At 53.0% G+C, this 19,071-nt stretch carries 21 protein-coding genes and 1 tRNA gene; 21 read left to right on the forward strand and 1 reads right to left on the reverse strand.

The features are described from left to right. Positions 1 to 144: 144 nt before the first annotated feature. The 19 genes from EVX52_RS23670 (at position 145) to dkgB (ending at position 15,851) form a co-directional block, all read left to right on the forward strand. A tRNA-Asp gene (locus EVX52_RS23670) sits at positions 145 to 221 on the forward strand. Between the two features lie 431 nt (positions 222 to 652). Beyond that, on the forward strand, positions 653 to 1,378 hold the full coding sequence (locus EVX52_RS23675; RefSeq protein WP_129992254.1) for a beta-ketoacyl synthase chain length factor: 726 nt from the start codon (positions 653 to 655) through the stop codon (positions 1,376 to 1,378). After that, positions 1,378 to 2,190, forward strand: a complete 813-nt coding sequence (locus EVX52_RS23680; protein WP_129955138.1) for a 1-acyl-sn-glycerol-3-phosphate acyltransferase — start codon at positions 1,378 to 1,380, stop codon at positions 2,188 to 2,190. Before EVX52_RS23675 ends, EVX52_RS23680 begins: the two co-directional genes overlap by 1 nt. 3 nt (positions 2,191 to 2,193) lie before the next feature. Next, entirely contained in the window at positions 2,194 to 2,451 is a 258-nt protein-coding gene (locus EVX52_RS23685) for a phosphopantetheine-binding protein (protein ID WP_129955009.1), read from the forward strand. A gap of 10 nt (positions 2,452 to 2,461) precedes the next feature. After that, on the forward strand, positions 2,462 to 2,716 hold the full coding sequence (locus tag EVX52_RS23690) for an acyl carrier protein (RefSeq protein WP_129955010.1): 255 nt from the start codon (positions 2,462 to 2,464) through the stop codon (positions 2,714 to 2,716). A 20-nt stretch (positions 2,717 to 2,736) separates the two neighbouring features. After that, positions 2,737 to 3,327, forward strand: a complete 591-nt coding sequence (locus EVX52_RS23695) for a hypothetical protein (protein ID WP_129955011.1) — start codon at positions 2,737 to 2,739, stop codon at positions 3,325 to 3,327. Further along, complete coding sequence (locus tag EVX52_RS23700) at positions 3,294 to 4,673, forward strand: AMP-binding protein (protein WP_238486003.1); 1,380 nt, start codon at positions 3,294 to 3,296, stop codon at positions 4,671 to 4,673. Before EVX52_RS23695 ends, EVX52_RS23700 begins: the two co-directional genes overlap by 34 nt. Further along, positions 4,670 to 5,014, forward strand: coding sequence for a hydroxymyristoyl-ACP dehydratase (locus EVX52_RS23705; protein WP_129955012.1), 345 nt, complete (start codon positions 4,670 to 4,672; stop codon positions 5,012 to 5,014). The genes EVX52_RS23700 and EVX52_RS23705 overlap by 4 nt, the downstream gene beginning before the upstream one ends. Next, positions 5,011 to 6,726, forward strand: coding sequence for a glycosyltransferase (locus tag EVX52_RS23710; RefSeq protein ID WP_129955140.1), 1,716 nt, complete (start codon positions 5,011 to 5,013; stop codon positions 6,724 to 6,726). Before EVX52_RS23705 ends, EVX52_RS23710 begins: the two co-directional genes overlap by 4 nt. Position 6,727: 1 nt before the next feature. Next, on the forward strand, positions 6,728 to 7,171 hold the full coding sequence (locus tag EVX52_RS23715) for a thioesterase family protein (RefSeq protein WP_129955013.1): 444 nt from the start codon (positions 6,728 to 6,730) through the stop codon (positions 7,169 to 7,171). After that, complete coding sequence (locus tag EVX52_RS23720) at positions 7,168 to 7,773, forward strand: outer membrane lipoprotein carrier protein LolA (protein WP_129955014.1); 606 nt, start codon at positions 7,168 to 7,170, stop codon at positions 7,771 to 7,773. The genes EVX52_RS23715 and EVX52_RS23720 overlap by 4 nt, the downstream gene beginning before the upstream one ends. Beyond that, the gene (locus tag EVX52_RS23725; protein ID WP_129992255.1) at positions 7,763 to 10,069 is read left to right on the forward strand and encodes an MMPL family transporter; all 2,307 of its coding nucleotides are present in this window, start codon (positions 7,763 to 7,765) and stop codon (positions 10,067 to 10,069) included. Before EVX52_RS23720 ends, EVX52_RS23725 begins: the two co-directional genes overlap by 11 nt. Continuing rightward, on the forward strand, positions 10,066 to 10,641 hold the full coding sequence (locus tag EVX52_RS23730) for a DUF3261 domain-containing protein (protein ID WP_129955016.1): 576 nt from the start codon (positions 10,066 to 10,068) through the stop codon (positions 10,639 to 10,641). Before EVX52_RS23725 ends, EVX52_RS23730 begins: the two co-directional genes overlap by 4 nt. 1 nt (position 10,642) lies before the next feature. Beyond that, positions 10,643 to 11,815 (forward strand): beta-ketoacyl-[acyl-carrier-protein] synthase family protein, encoded by a 1,173-nt coding sequence (locus tag EVX52_RS23735; RefSeq protein WP_129992274.1) that lies wholly within the window; start codon positions 10,643 to 10,645, stop codon positions 11,813 to 11,815. After that, a complete protein-coding gene (locus EVX52_RS23740; protein WP_129955017.1) occupies positions 11,812 to 12,291 on the forward strand; it encodes a hotdog family protein in 480 nt (159 codons plus the stop codon). Before EVX52_RS23735 ends, EVX52_RS23740 begins: the two co-directional genes overlap by 4 nt. After that, complete coding sequence (locus EVX52_RS23745) at positions 12,288 to 13,019, forward strand: 3-ketoacyl-ACP reductase FabG2 (protein WP_129955018.1); 732 nt, start codon at positions 12,288 to 12,290, stop codon at positions 13,017 to 13,019. Before EVX52_RS23740 ends, EVX52_RS23745 begins: the two co-directional genes overlap by 4 nt. Next, positions 13,016 to 14,245 carry a beta-ketoacyl-ACP synthase gene (locus EVX52_RS23750; protein ID WP_129955019.1) on the forward strand — a complete coding sequence of 410 codons (1,230 nt, stop codon included), beginning with the start codon at positions 13,016 to 13,018 and terminating at the stop codon, positions 14,243 to 14,245. The genes EVX52_RS23745 and EVX52_RS23750 overlap by 4 nt, the downstream gene beginning before the upstream one ends. Before the next feature lie 2 nt (positions 14,246 to 14,247). Further along, on the forward strand, positions 14,248 to 14,934 hold the full coding sequence (locus EVX52_RS23755; RefSeq protein ID WP_129955020.1) for a 4'-phosphopantetheinyl transferase superfamily protein: 687 nt from the start codon (positions 14,248 to 14,250) through the stop codon (positions 14,932 to 14,934). Positions 14,935 to 15,047: 113 nt separating this feature from the next. Beyond that, the gene (gene dkgB, locus EVX52_RS23760) at positions 15,048 to 15,851 is read left to right on the forward strand and encodes a 2,5-didehydrogluconate reductase DkgB (protein ID WP_129955142.1); all 804 of its coding nucleotides are present in this window, start codon (positions 15,048 to 15,050) and stop codon (positions 15,849 to 15,851) included. 41 nt (positions 15,852 to 15,892) lie between these two features. Here the strand turns inward: dkgB and yafC are convergent, their stop codons facing one another. Continuing rightward, a complete protein-coding gene (gene yafC / locus EVX52_RS23765; protein WP_129992256.1) occupies positions 15,893 to 16,789 on the reverse strand; it encodes a DNA-binding transcriptional regulator YafC in 897 nt (298 codons plus the stop codon). 106 nt (positions 16,790 to 16,895) lie between these two features. Here yafC and EVX52_RS23770 point away from each other — a divergent pair, with 106 nt between their 5' ends. Beyond that, positions 16,896 to 18,071 carry an MFS transporter gene (locus EVX52_RS23770; RefSeq protein WP_129955022.1) on the forward strand — a complete coding sequence of 392 codons (1,176 nt, stop codon included), beginning with the start codon at positions 16,896 to 16,898 and terminating at the stop codon, positions 18,069 to 18,071. A 194-nt stretch (positions 18,072 to 18,265) separates the two neighbouring features. After that, positions 18,266 to 19,066, forward strand: coding sequence for an endonuclease/exonuclease/phosphatase family protein (locus tag EVX52_RS23775; protein WP_129955023.1), 801 nt, complete (start codon positions 18,266 to 18,268; stop codon positions 19,064 to 19,066). The last annotated feature ends 5 nt before the right edge of the window (positions 19,067 to 19,071 follow it).

Here is a 19,071-nt window from a genome sequence, read left to right on the forward strand (position 1 = left end):
ATGGTAGTGTGGGGTCTCCCCATGCGAGAGTAGGGAACTGCCAGGCATCAAATTAGTAAAGAACGTGTTCCTTTTCCCCTGACAAGGAAAATAACAGGAACAAACAGGCATCAGCCGGTTGCTGATGCGTGTGAAAGAACCGGTGGAGCGGTAGTTCAGTTGGTTAGAATACCTGCCTGTCACGCAGGGGGTCGCGGGTTCGAGCCCCGTCCGTTCCGCCAATTATTGCATAGTCCCTGAATCGAAAGGTTCAGGGACTTTTTGCATTTGTATCCTGGTGAAAATGCCAATAAAACCTCTTATCTTTCTGGGATATATTTTATTATCTCACGGATTCACGTTTATCTGATCTGCGCTCCTTTCAGGATTTAATTCTGAGAGAGTAATTAATATTAGAAGTATTATATTTTACTTAATATGATGACTGATTGTTTGAATCCGACAGGAAATAAGGCTGGCCGGATATCGAAAAAATACTTCGTATCAACTTGAAAAATTTCGCTTTTCAGATAACTCTCCATGTATCCAAAAAACTCATAATAAACCAGCACTAAAATTCTTAATGAAGTTTACTAAGTTGTCAGATTACAGATGCAAGTTTCAATAAAATATCATAAAGTCTCAATTTGGCAGAATCACTAAGATAATCATTATGAAATTCTCACTGGATATAGTGGACTGGCGGGCTGTGGCTCCGGGAGTCGATAGTTGTGAGCACTGGATCCAGTGGGCTCGGTGCTCAGACATAAATACATTTTCCGGCGCAAACCCTAAAAGCCAGCAAATTCCCATGATGTCTGCACGACGAATGAGTATCGGCAGTCGTTTTGCTGTGGATTCCGGGCTTGCGTTGCTCGTCAATAACAACGTAGATGCTGCAATTTTTACCAGTCGTCATGGTGAACTGGAGAAAACGGGGCGAATTTTGCATTCCCTGGCCGGGGGAGAGGCTTTATCTCCGACTGAATTCTCCATGTCAGTACATAATACCGCCGCGGGTTGGCTTACCATTATTAGCAAAAATCCGTTACCGGTAACCTCGTTAACGGCCGGTAAAGACAGCTTTCATCAGGGAATGCTGGAAGCTCAGGCAATGCTGGCAACGGGGGCTTCCCGCGTTATGTTGGTTGATTTTGATGGTGAAATTCCTGATATATACAACGAATCGGTAAATTCTGAGTTTCTCCCTTACGCCGTAGCAATAATATTAACTGCTGGCGATACCTTGAAGTGTCAGCGTATTTCGTTGTCGGGTGAGGATATGAATCCAGAACTTCCGCAGAGTTTGCAATTTCTGCGTGGCTATCTTTCCTCCTCTCCTTTATTCCATATCAGTGTAGATAATCGCCATAGCTGGCAGTGGGTTCGTAATCTGTGATGAGAGAAACGTTAGTGCCCGAAGAAAAGTCTTCCGCAGCTAATTGTATCTGGCGGTGGTTAGCAACCGGATTCTTTTTCGCACTTTTCGGAATTGGCGGGCTGTTGCTTTCTATTATCTGGTTTAATCTGTTGCGACTTATCATCCGGCAACCTGAAAGATTGCACAGAATGACACTCAACAGCATTCGTAATAGTTTCAGGTTCTTCCTGAGTGGATTACGGAGGGTGGGAGTGATGGATTACCGGTTTATCGGTGATGAGAAATTTCAGCAAGATGCCGGCTGTCTGATAGTGGCGAATCATCCCAGTCTGCTTGATTATGTGATTCTGGCGTCGCGTATGCCTCGTTGTGACTGCATCGTCAAACAAGCTTTGCTGCAAAACCCATTCTTAAGCGGAGTGATAAAAGCGGCGGGTTACCTGATTAACACTGGCTCTGATGCTTTGTTGCAGGCCTGTGAAACCCGTTTGCAAGCAGGCGGTACGCTGTTAGTTTTCCCGGAAGGGACGCGTTCCTTGCCTGGAAAACCGATGATACTGCAGCGTGGTGCCGCTAACATTGCGCTGAGGGCAGGATGTGATGTCAGGATTGTCCATATTTCATGTCAGCCGCCAATGCTGACAAAAAAGGGGAAATGGTACGAAATTCCCCGGGTAAAACCTCAGTTTGTGATTACCGTTGCCGATAAGGTAAAGGCTGAAGACTTTTTAGATGAAAGCGATCTTTCACCTGCCCTGGCTGCACGGCGATTGACACAGCATTTGTGCACTGAGTTGATGCGCAGTAATACGCAAAATAACGAGAAATAAGTCATGGATTCATTAAGTAACGACATAAAAGTACTTATCATTGAGACGCTAAATCTGGAGGGGATGGCGCCAGATGAGATAGAGACACAGGCTCCGCTTTTTGGTGACGGATTAGGGCTGGATTCTATTGATGCCCTAGAGCTTGGTCTGGCGTTAAAGAAGCAATACGGTGTGATCCTTTCGGCGGAAAGTCAGGAAATGCGTGAGCATTTTTATTCTGTTGAAAGTCTGGCCAGATTTATATCAGCACAGCGTGGTTAAAGAGATTCCTATGCAGAAGCAAGAAATTTACCAGCAGATTAGCGCGTTATTAATCAAGCTATTTGAAATCAATGAAGATGATATCCGGCCGGATGCAAAGCTCTACGAGGATCTGGAATTAGACAGCATTGATGCTGTTGATCTGGTGGTTCACTTGCAGAAAATCACTGGCAGAAAAATTAAGCCTGAAATGTTTAAATCTGTTCGTACCGTTCAGGATGTCGTTGATGCCATAGATGAATTACTTAATTCCCCCGCTTCCTAATATGGGCGGATATCTTTTTTATGGATAAAACCCGGCGCTTCTCATTTCCTCTGGTTACGAAGATGGCCAGTTGGGCGATGCCAGTGGCGGTGATTGCTTATCCGCTGGTTGTATGGTGCGGTTTAAAAACGTGGGGAATTCGCATCCTGGCGCCCGTACTGATGGCGATCTTTATTCTGCGTTTACTGACTTTTCGCGGGAAGTTATCCCAGTTAACTTTTTTCGGAAAAGCGATTGCAGTTGCAGGGATTGTACTGGTCGGCACCAGCATTTTATTACGCGAAACATCGATGCTGTTGTATTACCCCGTCGCGGTAAATCTTTTATTGCTCGGATTATTTTTCAGTTCATTACGCGCCAGCCAAACGCTGGTTGAGCGTATTGCACGGCTGGATGAACCCGATTTACCGCCGGAAGGGGTGGTTTACACACGTCGTGTGACCCAGGCCTGGTGCATTTTCTTTGTGTGTAACGGAGCATTGGCTTTATATACCTGCCTGAAAGGCGATATGGCTTTATGGGCTCTTTATAACGGCGGGATCAGTTATCTGCTGATTGGCTTATTAATGGGTATTGAATGGATAGTCAGAAAGCGTCTGCGACACCCATGACGCAGCGAATGTGCGAATGGCTAAGCGCGGGAAGAGCAGACGAACATCTGGTTGCCTGGAGCGAAAGCCGGGAGTGGTGTCAGCGTGATTTCCGGCATGATGTCTTATCTCTGCTGACTCATATCAGCGCGACATCGCATTCCCGCTGGGCATTGTGCCTTGAAGATAACTATTCATTTGCCGTGGCACTGCTGGCGGTGCTTTACAGCGGTCATACACCCGTTTTACCCGGTCATTTTCGGCCCGCTGTTCTGGCCGGGCAACGTGATGAGTTCGATGCGTTAATCACCGATCTTCCTTTGCAGATTGATTGCCCTATTCTTCGTTTTCCCTTCTCAGCAGATCAACCGTTAACAGCTTTGCCCGAATGGCCGGAAAACGCCGTACTGATTTTATTCACCTCCGGTTCGACCGGTAAATCGCAAAAAATAATCAAGCCGGTTTCTTGTCTGGAACTGGAGAGTCAGTGGCTTTGCACACACTGGGGGGAGCAATGCGCAGATGCACGCTTTGTCGCCACCGTGGCGCCGCATCATATGTATGGTCTCAGTTTCGCTTTCATGTTGCCCCTGACTCTTGGGCGACCTTTTGCGGCGAAAAGGGTGGAGTATCACGAACAGTTACACTCGCTTGCCAGAGAGAATGCCTTGGTTCTGACCAGCAGCCCGGCCTTTCTTAAACGACTTGATATGGCTTTGGAGCCCGCAAATCTCCGGCATGTCTTTTCTGCCGGAGGCCCGCTGAGTCATGACACCGCGTTACGGGTGGAAAATATTTGTGGCTGCCGGCCGACTGAAATCTATGGCACGACTGAAAGCGGCATCGTCGCCTTCCGTACGCAACATCAGCCGGAAGCAGCCTGGACTCTTTTTGATAATCTCGAATTCTCACCACTGGCTGATGGCAATATCGCCCTGATTTCTCCGCTGATCCCGCAACCGGATGGCATGATCCTCAGTGATAAAATTCAGCTGTTGAATGCCGATCAACGTCAGTTTCTTCTTTTAGGCCGTAAGGATCGGATCGTTAAAATTGCAGAGCAGCGGATCTCACTGACTGAAATTGAGCAACGTTTGTGTGCGATGGATCTGTTAAGCGACGCCAGCGTACTGACGCTTGAAAAACAGGGGCGACTTTATGTTGCAGCCGTGCTGGTTTTAAGTCAGGTCGGCGAGCAGTTATTCCAGGTGCAGGGGCAGGCCGTACTGCTTGGGCAGATCCGCGGGATCTTGCGTGACTGGCTATCTCCGGTTTCTATGCCGCGATACTGGCGCTTTGCACCTGCGATTCCTCTTAACCAGCAAGGCAAACGCGCGACTGCTGAATTACAGGAAATGTTTTTATGATCCTGCCTGACATGCTGCATCGGCAACGCGCCAGCGACACCAGTCTGCTTCTCACGCTCCGGTTACCTGCGGATTTATTCTGGTTCAAAGGCCATTTCCCGTCGTCTCCGATTTTGCCTGGCGTGACACAGGTCAATTGGGTCATGGGTTACGCTGAAGAACTTCTTAGTCTGGATAAAGCATTTTCCGGCATGGAAGTGGTGAAATTCCAGCGACCGCTGTTGCCTGAAGAAATTGTGAATTTGCAGATCGACTGGCTTAAAGAAAAACAACGGCTGGTATTTCGTTACAGTGTGGGTCAGGCGATCGCCAGCAGCGGGAAAATCACCTTATGTCCATGACGCCGTCAGCCTCTTTTTCTCCCTGTCTGATTATTCCCTGTTACAACCATGGACCGATGATGGCGGGTGTGCTGGAAAGTCTCCGGCCATTCGGTTTGCCCTGCATTGTGGTTGATGACGGCAGTGACCTGCAGACAGCAGAAGAGTTGCAGCATCTGGAGAGTCTGACGCCGTGGATGAGCCTGACGCGGCTCACTGTAAACCAGGGGAAAGGCGGGGCTGTGATGGCGGCGCTGCGGCTGGCCGCCGGAAAGGGGTTTACGCACGCCTTACAGGTGGATGCCGACGGACAGCATCAGCTTTCAGACGTTCCTGCGATGCTGGCTGAAGCCAGAAGTTATCCGGATTGCCTGATCTCCGGACAGCCGGTTTACGATGACAGTGTGCCGAAATCACGCCTTTATGGCCGCTATATCACCCATTTCTGGGTGTGGATCGAGACACTGTCATTTTCAGTAAAAGACAGTATGTGTGGATTCCGCGTCTATCCCCTCAGACCCTGCCTGCAACTGATGGCAAAAAAAAACCTGGGTTTGCGGATGGATTTCGATACGGAAATTATGGTGCGTCTTTACTGGCAAGGCACACGCAGCCGCTTCCTGCCCACGCGGGTGACTTATCCTGAAGATGGCCTCTCGCATTTTGATGCCGTGAAGGACAACCTGCAGATTTCGTGGATGCACACGCGGCTGTTTTTTGGCATGTTGCGACGCATTCCTTATTTGCTGAAGCAGCGGAAAAATCGTCCCGAACACTGGTCCTCGACGCAGGAACGTAAAGGGTTGTGGGGCATTCGCCTGATGTTATCGGTTTACCGGACGCTGGGATACAACGCCTTTCGTCTGTTGCTTTATCCGGTCATCACCTATTTTTGGCTCACCGGCCACAAACAGCGCAATGCCTCTGCCCGCTGGCTGGAGCGTGTGCGCGTGACGGCTGCACATCGCCATATTCCCCTGCCTTATCCGCTGAGCACTTTCCGGCATTTCATGCGGTTTGGTGAATCTATGCTGAGCAAACTGGCGAGCTGGCAGGGCGATAAAACACTGACTGATGCGGTACTGGTCAATCCCGACATTTGCGAATCTCATATTACCTCCGGGCGAGGCACGCTGATCCTTGCCTCACATTTAGGTGACATCGAATCATGTCGGGCAATAGGTTCACTCAGTCATCGCATCACCGTAAATGCGCTGGTCTTTACAGAACATGCCGAGCGGTTCAATCAGGTAATGAAAGAGATTAATCCGCAGGCCGTGGTGAATCTGATCCAGGTTAACCAGATGGGGCCGGAGACCGCGATTTTATTGCAGGAAAAACTTGATGCCGGTGAGTGGGTGGCGATTGTCGGCGACCGCACCTCTGCCAGTCATCATCAGCGTGGTGAACATTCCCGCATGATTTACAGCGAGTTTATGGGCAAAACTGCCGCATTCCCGCAGGGACCCTTTATTCTGGCTGCTGCGCTACGCGCACCCGTTATGCTGATGTTTGGCATCATGCAGCAAAAGCGGTTGCATATTTATTGTGAGTCTTTTGCCGATCCTCTGATCCTGCCGCGTGCCAACCGCCTGCCTGCGTTACAGGCCGCAGTCGATCATTATGCCGCACGGCTTGAGCATTACAGCCTGCTGGCACCTCACGACTGGTTCAATTTTTATGATTTCTGGCAGCATCCCGCAGATGTCGCCTCTGACAGGAAACCTGAATGATATGACTTCCAAACTTGATCCGCGTTTTAACGATCCGCGATTTTCTACCTGCGTTGAAATCACGGTTCCTTTCCACGACGCAGATGCCATGGGCGTGGTCTGGCATGGCAACTATTTCCGTTATCTGGAAATTGCGCGCGAGCAGCTACTCAAGCAATTTGATTACGGTTATCGTCAGATGCAAGCATCAGGTTATGTCTGGCCGATTGTTGATACCCGCGTGAAATATATTGCGCCGCTGCTCTTTGAACAGCGTATTGCCGTTCATGCACAGCTGGAGGAAATCGAAAACCGTCTGCGCATCGGCTATCAGATTTACGATATCGAAAGCGGTAAACGTACAACGACAGGCTATACGTTGCAGGTCGCAGTGGACGCTGTCTCCAAAGAAATGTGTTTTGTCTCGCCGCAGGTTCTTTTCGATAAAACAGGAGTCAGCCTGTGAAGGTCTTACTGCTACTGGCTCTGACGATTTTCAGCGTCACAGCTAACGCTGTGACGCTGGAGGAATTACAACAGCGCTTCAGCCAGGTGCCGGTACTCCGTGCTGAGTTTGCGCAGCAAAGAACCATCAGCGGGATGGCACAACCGCTCAATTCCAGCGGGAATCTGCTGATTGCCCGGCAGCAAGGGCTGTGGTGGCAACAGGAAAAACCGTTCACCCTGACATTATTGCTGACTGAAAACCGCATGGTGCAAATCATGGCGGGGCAATCTCCGCAGGTGGTTACGGCGGACACCAATCCGCAGATGTTCCAGTTTAATTCATTGCTTAGCGCACTGTTTCACGCTGACCAACGGGCGCTCGGACAGAACTTCTCGCTTAATTTTACTGATCTGGGTAAAGGCGCCTGGACGCTTGTTCTGACACCAAAGGTCTCACCGCTGAACCGTCTGTTCCGCAGCATTACGCTCAGTGGCGAAACCTTCCTGAACAATATCGATATTAATGATATGCAGGGCGATGCCACGCATATTCGTTTCTTCAATCAGAAGACCACACCCGCCACGCTGACTGATGCAGAGAAACGCCATTTTGCCTCCTGATCTTCATCGAAAACTGGCGCAAAGCTGGCTGCTGATTATTGCGCTGCTGGTTGCAGCGCTGTTCTGGTTGTTACCACGCAGCCAGATTAACAGCAGCGTGCTGGCGCTGTTGCCGCAGCAACAGGAAACCCCTATTCCACAGGCATTGTCTGACGGCTTTACTCAGCGGCTGGATCGCCAGCTGATGTGGCTGGTCAGCCCTCCGCCGGGTGCCGGTATTCAGCCCGCCGCTGACTGGCTGAAGCAGTTGCAGGCGCTGCCAGAACTGAGTCAGGTGCAGGGACCGATGGACGTTCAGCGTCAGCAGGAGTGGGGGACTTTCTTCTTCAGGCATCGTAACGCCTTGCTTGATGATGCCACCCGTCAGCGTCTGACGGCAGGCGCGGAGACACAAAGTCAGTGGATCCTCGGTCAGGTGTATTCCGCCTTTTCCGGCGTCAGCGGCAAAGAGCTGGCGAATGATCCGTTATTGCTGGTTCGTGCCTCGCAGATGGCACAGCAGCAGAACAGCGGCGGCATGATGCTGGAACAAGGTTGGCTGATGGCCCGCGATCAACATGGCCGTAACTGGTTCATGGTACATGGCGAGCTGAAAGCATCTTCCTATGACATCACGTCGGCTAAACAAACCGTGGCGGCTCTTGGTGCGGCGAAAGAGGCTTTTGAAGCACGCTGGCCGGGTGCAAAAGTGCTTGAGCGCGGCACGATTTTCTACAGCAATTATGCCAGCCAGCAGGCTGAGCACGATCTTTCCACGATTGGTGCGGCGTCAGTCACCGGCGTGTTTATACTGATCTTACTGATGTTCCGTTCGGTCCTGCCGATGCTGCTCAGTTTACTTTCAATCGCCATCGGTGCACTGTCAGGCACGGTATTGACCCTGTGGGTATTTGGTGAAATCCACGTGATGACACTGGTGCTCAGCACCAGCATTGTCGGTATTTCTGCAGACTACACACTTTACTTCCTGACCGAACGTCGGGTGCATGGCGACTCCTGCACACCGCTGGAAAGTCTGAAAAAACTGTTCCCTGCATTATCAATGGCGCTGCTTACCACGGTGGTGGCCTATCTGATGTTACTGATTGCACCATTTCCGGGTTTGCAACAGCTGGCAGTTTTTGCCGCTGCCGGGTTGAGCGCCGCCTGTATCACCGTGATGTGCTGGTATCCGTATCTGTCGAAGCGTTTACCGGTCGGCCCCGCACCTGGGCTGGCGATTATCATGCGCTGGTTGCTGGCATGGCGCAGCCGCAAAGCGGTACGCATCGGTCTGCCATTACTGATATTAGTGCTGGTAGCGGCCGGAATTTCACGGCTGAAAATCAACGATGACATTGCGGATCTTCAATCTCTTCCGGCCGGTTTACAACAGCAGGAACAGCAGATTGCTGCACTGACCGGACAAACTAACGATCAGAAATGGCTGGTGGTCTACGGTGACAGCGCCGAGCAGACGCTGCAACGACTTGAAACATTGCGGCCCGCGCTCATCCAGGCGAGAGATAAAGGCGTAATTGACGGTTTCCGGGCGATAAATCTGTCTTCGCAAGCCCGGCAGCAGCGGGATTTATCTCTGCTACGCCTGCGTGCGCCGCAAATTATTGCACAGTTGCAGCAGGCGGGGATCACGGTGGCGGAACCGGATCTCAGTGCGCAGACGGTTGATGTGCCGGAATGGCTTAATAGCACAGTCAGTGAAGGCTGGCGTTTATTGTGGTTGTCCTTACCGGACGGGCGCAGCGCCACCCTTATTCCGGTGAATGGTGTGCATGACAGCGCCGCCATGGTGGCGCTGTCGGCGTCTGTACCGGGAACCGGCTGGATCGATCGCAAAACTGAATTCAGCGGTCTCTTCTCTCAGTACCGTATTTATCTGACCGGGTTGCTGGCCCTCGCCGTGGCGGTCATTGCGATCATTTATCTCTGGCGTTTTCGCCTGCCCCACGGGTTTATTTGTCTGATTCCGACCTTACTTTCCCTCGGGATGGGTGTCGCGGCGCTGGGCTTTAGTGGCCATAATCTTAATCTGTTCTCCCTGCTGGCACTGATTCTGGTTCTGGGGATCGGCATCAATTACACCCTGTTTTTCACCAATCCACGCGGCACACCGACGACGTCCATGTTTGCCATTTTTATGGCCGCCGTTACCACGCTGCTGACTTTCGGTATGCTGGTTTTCAGTTCAACACAAGCCATCAGTAGTTTCGGCATCGTACTAAGCTTTGGCATATTAACGGCATTTCTGTTGTCACCCCTGACTCTGCCGGCCAAAAAACGAGGACGTAAAAAATGACCCGGTTTAGGCTGCCTGCGCTGGCCCTGTTGATTTTTATGCTGGGCGGGTGTGTGACAAATCCCCCTTCAGATACACAGCCACAAGCCTGGCTGAAACGCGGCGTGCAGGTGAAATTACCCGCACCCACCCTGGATAAACCGGTCAGTCAGCAGCAGTTACTGACGGCCACGGTGAAAGGTAAACAACAGTCCTTGCTGGTCCTGCTCAATGCTGACGGAAAATCGTTACAGCTTGCCGGGCTTTCTCCTCTGGGGATCCGGCTGTTCAAAGTGGTCTACGATCAGACAGGGATCCACACTGAACAGACGATGAAAATTGATGGTTTACCTCCAGCAAATCAGGTTCTTGCCGATATTATGTTGAGCTACTGGCCGGCGCAGAGATGGCAACCCCTGTTGCCAGCAGGCTGGAAACTTGACGATCAGCCGCTGCGCCGCACGTTACTGGATAACGAAGGCAACACGATCACCCGCATTGACTATCTGCCACAGGGCCGCGGACGTCGGCCGGTGTCGATCACGCAGATGGCGTTTCACTATCAGATAACTATCCGGAATGTGGGTGACTAACATGATTTACTTTTCGGCCGTCGGCATGGTGAACGCGCTGGGAAACAACAATGCGCAAATCGCTGCCAGCCTGAAATCAGGCTTTGCGCCGGGAATGTCGTTGCAGGAAGGCTGGCTGACAGAGGAACGGCCCGTCTGGCTCGGTGCGGTGACCGGCGAACTGCCTGCGATCCCCGGCTCTTTGTCAGCGCACCACAGCCGCAACAACCAGTTGCTGTTGGCTGCGCTGGCGCAGATTGACCCCCAGGTGCAGGCGGCTGTCAGCCGGTACGGACGCGATCGCGTCGCGGTCATTATGGGTACCAGTACATCGGGCATTGCTGAAGGCGAAAACGCGGTGCGTCATCTTCACCGGCATGGGAAATTCCCGCAGGGCTACGATTACCAGCAACAGGAGCTGGGCGATCCTTCACAGTTTATGGCGGAACTGCTGGATCTCAGTGGTCCGGCTTATACCTTATCCACGGCCTGCTCATCCAGCGCGAGAGCGATTATCAGCGGGAAGCGCCTGATCGACGCCGGGCTGGCCGACGCCGCCCTGGTGGGTGGCGCTGACAGCCTGTGCCGGATGCCAGTGAACGGCTTCAACAGCCTGGAATCTTTATCCCGCGGGCGCTGTACGCCGTTCGGGCAAGACCGGGATGGCATTAATATTGGTGAAGCCTCGGCGCTGATCCTGCTGACCCGTGAGCCCGCAGACGTCGCTTTACTGGGCACGGGCGAGTCGTCCGATGCGTGGCATATGTCTGCACCGCATCCGGAAGGCCTCGGGGCTGAACGGGCAATTCATATGGCACTGGCGCAGGCCGGGCTGAGTGCGGCAGACATCGGTTATATTAACGCCCACGGTACCGCGACACCTCTTAACGATCAGGCGGAAGCCGCCGTCATACATCGGTTATTTGGCAACCAGACACCGTGCAGTTCGACCAAGCATCTCACCGGCCATACGCTGGGTGCGGCTGGCGCGACAGAGGCGGCGCTGGGCTGGCTGATCCTGACACAAAATCTCAAACTGCCGTCACAGGATTTCAGCCTTACACCACGCGATAGCCGTTTGCCGGATATACGGCTGGTACAAAAAGACGAAGCGCTGGCGAAGCCCGTTATCCTTTCAAACTCGTTTGCCTTTGGCGGGAATAATGCCTGCATTCTGATCGGGAGGCCGTCATGAGCATGCTCAGCGCGGGCCAATATCTGCCGCATGAATCACCCATGGTCTTACTGGATAAGGTCATTAGTGTCACAGCAGAGACCGCGCTGTGCAGCGTTGTGGTGTCCGAAAACAGTGTGCTGGCACCGTTTCTTAATGAGCGGGGCGCATTGCCCGCGTGGTATGCGATCGAACTGATCGCGCAAACTGTCGGTGTCTGGAGCGGCTGGCACGGCGCGCAAAGTGGCGAACCGCCGCAGGTGGGCATGTTGTTGGGCGGCAGGGCTTTGAAAACCAGCGTGCCGGAATTCGCGGCAGGCAGTGAATTATTCATCAGCGTCTTAATGGTGTTGTGCGATGAAAAACTCGCCAGCTTCGAAGGCGTGATCTGCATTAAACAAGAAAAAGATAACCTGCAGGTTGCAAAAGGAAGGCTGAATACCTACCAGCCAGACAAGGACGAACTCATTAAATTAATACAGGGGAAACAGGAATGATGCGTTCGGTATTAGTGACCGGTGCCAGCAAAGGGATCGGCAAAGCCATTGCGAGTCAGTTAGCCGCTGATGGTTTTTTTGTTGTCATTCATTACCACAGCGATAAAGCAGGGGCAGAAAATACCCTGCAAAACATCACTGACAACGGCGGCAGGGGGCGAATTGTGCAGTTTGATATCAGCAACCGCCAGCAGTGTCGGGACGTGATTGACGCTGATATTGAGGCGCATGGCGCGTACTACGGCGTGATCAATAATGCCGGGATCACCCGTGACGCGGCATTCCCGGCACTGACCGACGAGGACTGGGACGGTGTGATCCACACTAATCTCGACAGTTTCTACAATGTCTTACAGCCCTGTGTGATGCCGATGATCGGCTTGCGTCAGGGCGGGCGTATTATCGCGCTTTCCTCGGTTTCCGGCATTACGGGGAATCGTGGACAGGTTAACTACAGTGCGGCCAAAGCCGGTATTATCGGTGCCTGCAAAGCATTGTCACTGGAACTGGCGAAACGCAAAATCACCGTAAACTGCATTGCGCCGGGCTTGATCGACACCGGCATGCCTGACATGGAAAAACCGGCGCTCGATGCCGCAATGAGCATGATTCCGCTCAGGCGGATGGGCCGGGCGGAAGAAGTCGCCGGACTGGCAAGCTATCTGATGTCAGATATCGCCGGTTATGTGACCCGTCAGGTGATCTCCATCAACGGAGGCCTGATATGACCCGGCGTGTAGTCATTACCGGCATGAAAGGCATAACAGCGTTCGGTAACCATTGGGACGAGATTTCCGTCCGCCTTCAACAGGGTAAAAACGCTGTCCGCCACATGGATGAATGGCTGATTTATCAGGGGCTGAACACACATCTGGGCGCACCGGTGGATGATTTTGTTATCCCGGCGCATTACACCCGCAAGCGCATCCGTTCAATGGGGCGCGTGTCCCTGCTGTCAACCCGTGCGGTGGAGCTGGCGCTGGAGCAGGCCGGTCTGCTGGAAGACACGATTCTTACTGACGGCGAAACCGGTATTGCCTTCGGTTCATCGACCGGCAGCACCGGCCCGGTCAGCGAATTTGCAACCATGCTGACGGAAAAGCATACCAACAACATTACCGGTACGACTTACGTACAGATGATGCCGCACACCACGGCGGTGAATGCAGGCCTGTTCTTCGGCCTGAAAGGGCGCGTGATCCCGACGTCCAGCGCCTGTACGTCGGGCAGCCAGGCCATCGGTTATGCCTATGAGGCCATTAAACACGGTTATCAGACGGTGATGGTGGCTGGCGGTGCGGAAGAACTTTGCCCGTCAGAAGCTGCCGTGTTTGATACGCTGTTTGCCACCAGTCAGCAAAACGAACACCCTGAACTGTCGCCGCGCCCGTTTGATATGCAGCGTGATGGCCTGGTGATCGGCGAAGGTGCCGGGGCGTTGATCCTCGAGTCACTGGAGCATGCACAGGCGCGCGGCGCGAAGATTTACGCCGAGATTGTGGGTTTTGCTACCAACTGCGATGCGGCGCATATCACTCAGCCGCAGCAATCAACGATGCAGATTTGTATTGAAAAAGCGCTGAAAAATGCCGGTATTCCTGCTTCCGAAATCGGGTATATCAGTGCGCATGGTACGGCCACCGATCGCGGTGATATTGCGGAAAGCCATGCGACTGCTGCGGTGTTTGGCAATCAGACACCTATTTCGTCGCTGAAAAGCTACTTTGGCCATACGCTCGGTGCCTGCGGCGCGCTGGAAGCGTGGATGTCGCTCGAAATGATGCGCGAAGACCGCTTCGTACCGACCATAAATCTGACGCAACCGGATCCGCTTTGCGGTGAACTCGACTACGTGATGGGCGAATCGCGCCATATTCAGACTGAATTTATTCAGTCGAATAACTTTGCCTTCGGCGGAATTAATACCTCTTTAGTTTTCCGTCGCTGGCCTTAACGATGAACCGGGCGCAGCTCATTACGGCGTCGCTGGATGACAACTTTTCATTGTCACGTGTGCCCGCGCAATGGCTAATGAAAAGTGAAGGAATGAATCCTGCCCGCCGCCAGCAATGGTGCGCGGGCCGGGCGCTTCTGGCCGAAGCGCTGTCAGTTTTCAGTGGTTGTGACAACTTACCCGCCATGCAGATTTCCGCGCAGGGAAAACCGTATTTTGCGGACGCCTCCCTGCCACACTTTTCTCTCAGCCACAGTAAACATCATCTGCAACTGCTGCTGTGTCCGGCGGGCGAAGACGGCGGCGATGTGGAGCAAATTCGCCCGCGCCGGCGTTATCTTGACGTGGCACGCGCAGCATTCAGTGATATCGAATGTCAGTGGCTGGTGGAACAGGCCGACCCGCAGACGGCGTTCTGGCAGTTGTGGTGTCTGCGTGAGGCATGGCTCAAACAGCAGGGTGGAAGTGTGTGGCAGATGGGCCGGATCCGCCTCGAACCGGGCCATCAGCGTTTTACTGCTGAATCTTCAGCGGACTGCCGTTTATGGTTCGCTGCGGATGGAAACGTGATGCGGGCGCTGGCGTTGCCTGCGGGCGTTTCTGAGGTAGAGGAATACAAGGTTGATGCTGCTTCCGGCGGTTTTCTCCGGCAGGTTTCACTGCCCTGGGCCCGCTTTTCCCCCTCCTGATTATTGCACTCTGGTCAAAAGTCTTCTGGCGATACGGTCGTTTTTATCCATGAATGCGCAGTCCATACTCTCTCCACGATTTATCCTCCAGAAAAATTTAAAGAGAGAACATGATGAGTATTCCTGCCTTCGGTTTGGGGACATTCCGCCTGAAAGATGAAGTGGTAAAAGCGTCTGTTGCCACCGCCGTTGAACTGGGTTATCGCGCCATTGATACCGCGCAGATTTATGACAACGAAGCTGCGGTGGGTGAGGCACTGGCTGAAAGTGGCGTTGCGCGTGAAGCGCTCTATATCACCACCAAAATCTGGATTGAAAATCTCGCTGCTGACAAACTCATCGACAGTCTGCAAGAAAGCCTGCGCAAACTGAAAACGGATTATGTTGACCTGACCCTGATCCACTGGCCGTCCCCGAATCAGGCCGTCAGCGTAGCAGAAACGATGCACGCGCTGGTTGAGGCGAAAAAGAGGGGACTGACACGTGAGATCGGTATTTCCAACTTTACCGTGGCGCTGATGCAGGAAGCGATCGACGCGGTGGGCGCGGATCAGATTGCGACCAACCAGATCGAACTGTCGCCGTTTCTGCAAAACCAGACCGTGGCAGATTACGCCCGCCGGAACGGTATCGCCGTGACATCTTATATGACGCTGGCTTATGGCGATGCGTTAAAAGATACGACGATTATCGAGATTGCCGCCCGACATCACGCAACGCCTGCTCAGATCGTTCTGGCCTGGGCATTGCAACTGGGTTACGCGGTGATCCCCTCGTCGACCCGACGCGAAAACCTGCAAAGCAACCTGCTGGCACAACAACTGACGCTGACAGAGGCCGATATGCAGCAAATTGCGGCGCTTGAACGCAATGGCCGACTGGTCAGCCCTGAGGGTCTGGCGCCTGCGTGGGATTGATGTCTTTGCTCCTTTTCCTTCACCGGGGAGGGAGCCAATGTTTAAACCCCGCGGGTTCCCAGCTTTTCACTGAGAAAATCAATAAAGCACCGGATCCGCGTGCTGACGGTTTGATCGCTGTAATACACCGCATGCAGCGGCATGGCGATGCGCATAATGTCCGGCACCAGCAGTTTCACCAGGTCACCTCGCGCCACATCTTCATCGGTCATAAAATCCGACAGACAGGCAATGCCATTACCTTGCAAACACAGCCTGCGCAGCGTTTCCCCGCTTCCTGAACTGATAAAGGGGGTGACCGTCAGTTGCTGACCATCGGCGCACAGCAGCGGCCATTTATTCAGCGCCATCACTTCGTTAAAGCCCAGGCAACGGTGATCCAGCAAATCATCGGCGCTTTGCGGTGTTCCCCATTTTTTCAGATATGCCGGCGAAGCCAGCACGCTGCGATAACTCAGCATCAGTTTGCGGGCCCGCAGGCTGGAATCTTCAAGCTCACCGACGCGGATCGCCACATCCACTTTATGATCGATCAGATTGATATTGCTCTCCGACGAGAACAGTGCCAGTGACATCTTCGGGAAACGTTCGGTAAATTCCGCCACCAGCGGCGAAATGACATGTAAAATGACCGGTGTTGCGGCATCGATGCGCAACAGCCCCTGAGGATCGTCGCGGTTCTCCAGTAAATCATCTTCAGCCGCCGCCATTTCATGCAGGATTTTTTGTACCCGGACAAAATAGCGCTCGCCTTCATGTGTCAGGCTGATCTGACGTGTGGTGCGGTTGAGCAGGGTAATGCCCAGTTTTTGCTCCAGCCGTTTCAGCGTCCGGCTGACCACGGAATTATCCTGCCCCAGTTGTTCTGCGGCACGGCTGAAACTGCCACTTTCTACCACGGTCACAAACGTAATCAGCTCTTCAGAACTGGCTCGCATTGTTGTTACTCCGGCATAAATAAATTGATACTTTGGTTATTTATGTCATTTAAGCACAAGCCGATAATAGCCGCCATCAAATCGACATTCATGTGGAGTAAAGGTTATGCCGCTTGCATTATTAGCACTGACCATCAGTGCATTTGCTATAGGAACAACAGAGTTTGTTATTGTCGGGCTGGTGCCGACTATCGCGCAACAACTGGGCGTTTCTGTCCCGTCCGCCGGTTTGCTGGTGTCCATTTATGCTCTCGGCGTGGCGACTGGCGCACCGGTTCTGACCGCGCTGACTGCCCGCGTGCCGCGTAAAGCGTTACTGATAGGCCTGATGGTGCTGTTTACGCTGGGCAACCTGCTGGCGTGGCAGTCACCGAATTACAGCACGCTGGTGATAGCCCGCCTGCTGACCGGCCTGGCGCATGGCGTTTTCTTCTCAATTGGCTCGACCATTGCCACCAGTCTGGTGGCAAAAGAAAAAGCCGCTTCTGCGATTGCGCTGATGTTTGGCGGTCTTACTGTTGCGCTGGTGACCGGTGTGCCACTGGGGACATTCATCGGCCAGCATTTTGGCTGGCGCGAAACCTTCCTCGCGGTGTCGCTGATTGGGGTTATCGCCATTATCGCCAGCGCGATCCTGGTACCGAATAACATCAAAAACAAACCGGCGGCGCGTATTGCTGATCAGGTAAAAGTGTTGATGAATCCGCGTCTGTTGCTAATTTACACGATTACCGCGCTGGGGTACGGCGGTGTATTCACCACCTTTACATTCCTTGCACCGATGATGCAGGAACAGGCTGGGTTCTCAGCCAGCATGGTGAGTTGGATCCTGCTGGCGTATGGTGTGTCAGTGGCCATCGGCAATATCTGGGGCGGCAAACTGGCTGACCGTCATGGTGCCGTTAAAGCGCTGACGATTATTTTTGCCGCCCTCACCGTGCTGTTGCTGATTTTCCAGTTCACTTCAGGTTTCGGTATTCCGGCGCTGATCACGCTGCTGGTGATGGGGGTTTTCGCCTTCGGCAACGTACCGGGATTGCAGGTTTACGTGGTGCAGAAGGCCGAAGAGGTGACGCCAAATGCCGTCGATGTGGCTTCCGGACTGAATATTGCGGCCTTTAACGTCGGTATCGCCCTGGGGTCAGTGATTGGCGGGCAGGTGGTTTCTACCCTTGGCCTGGCGCAAACGCCGTGGATCGGTGCAATCATCGTGGCGGGTGCATTGCTGTTTACCCGCCTGAGCGGGCGTCTGGACCGCAAACCTACGACTTCGCTGGCCTGATTTTTCTTACATTCTTTGTCTGCACGGCTCGCCTCTGGCGGGCCGTTTTTATGAGTTATGCTAGCCTGTAGATGTGACCAGGATGTATACCAATGTAAACAGATTTGGTCTGAGCGTCTGCGGGCGTATACTGAACTTTCGCGTGGGAATCTCTCTCATAAAGCAACGATATAACGGGTAAACAGGCGATTAGCGTGCGGAAAAAAACATATGCAATGAGGTATGTCGCAGGTCAGCCCGCAGAGCAAATCTTTCCAGGAGTCCTCGCTCATTTGGGGCCAGATTTGCCACCGGGTGCTGCGCTGCCCAATTCGAATATTTTGCGCGTGATGGTGTGGAATATCTTTAAACAACAGCGTGCTGACTGGTTGTCAGTTCTGCGTGATTACGGCAAAGATGCGCAACTGGTTTTGCTTCAGGAAGCCCAAACTACCCCTGAGCTGATTCGTTTTGCGACTTCCAATTATCTGGCCGCCGATCAGGTACCGGCATTTATGCTGCCTCAGCACCCCTCTGGCGTGATGACACTCTCTGCAGCGCATCCGGTTTACTGTTGTCCGCTGCGTGAGCGTGAGCCGCTTCTCAGGCTGTCTAAATCGGCTTTAGTGACGGTGTATCCGCTCATCGATGGCCGTTTACTGATGGTAGTGAATATTCATGCGGTGAATTTCAGTATCGGAATCGACGTCTACAGCAAACAGCTGGATCCGATTGGCGAGCAGATTGCGAACCACAAAGGGCCGGTGATCATGGCCGGGGATTTCAATGCGTGGAGCAAACAGCGTATCAATGCCCTGTTTGGCTTTGCGGGAAATATCCATCTGGAGGAGGTCCGTTTTCCTGCTGATTACCGCAAGCGGGCGTTCGGCAGGCCGCTGGACTTTATCTTCTACCGTGACCTCAGCGTCACCAGCGCGTCTGTGATGGAAACGCGCGCCTCGGACCATAATCCGCTGCGGGTTGAATTCCTGGCAGGCCAGCCTCTGGTACAGTAACGCTT

This window comes from Rahnella sp. CFA14(1/10) (genome assembly GCF_004195095.1).
GTDB lineage: Bacteria > Pseudomonadota > Gammaproteobacteria > Enterobacterales > Enterobacteriaceae > Rahnella > Rahnella perminowiae.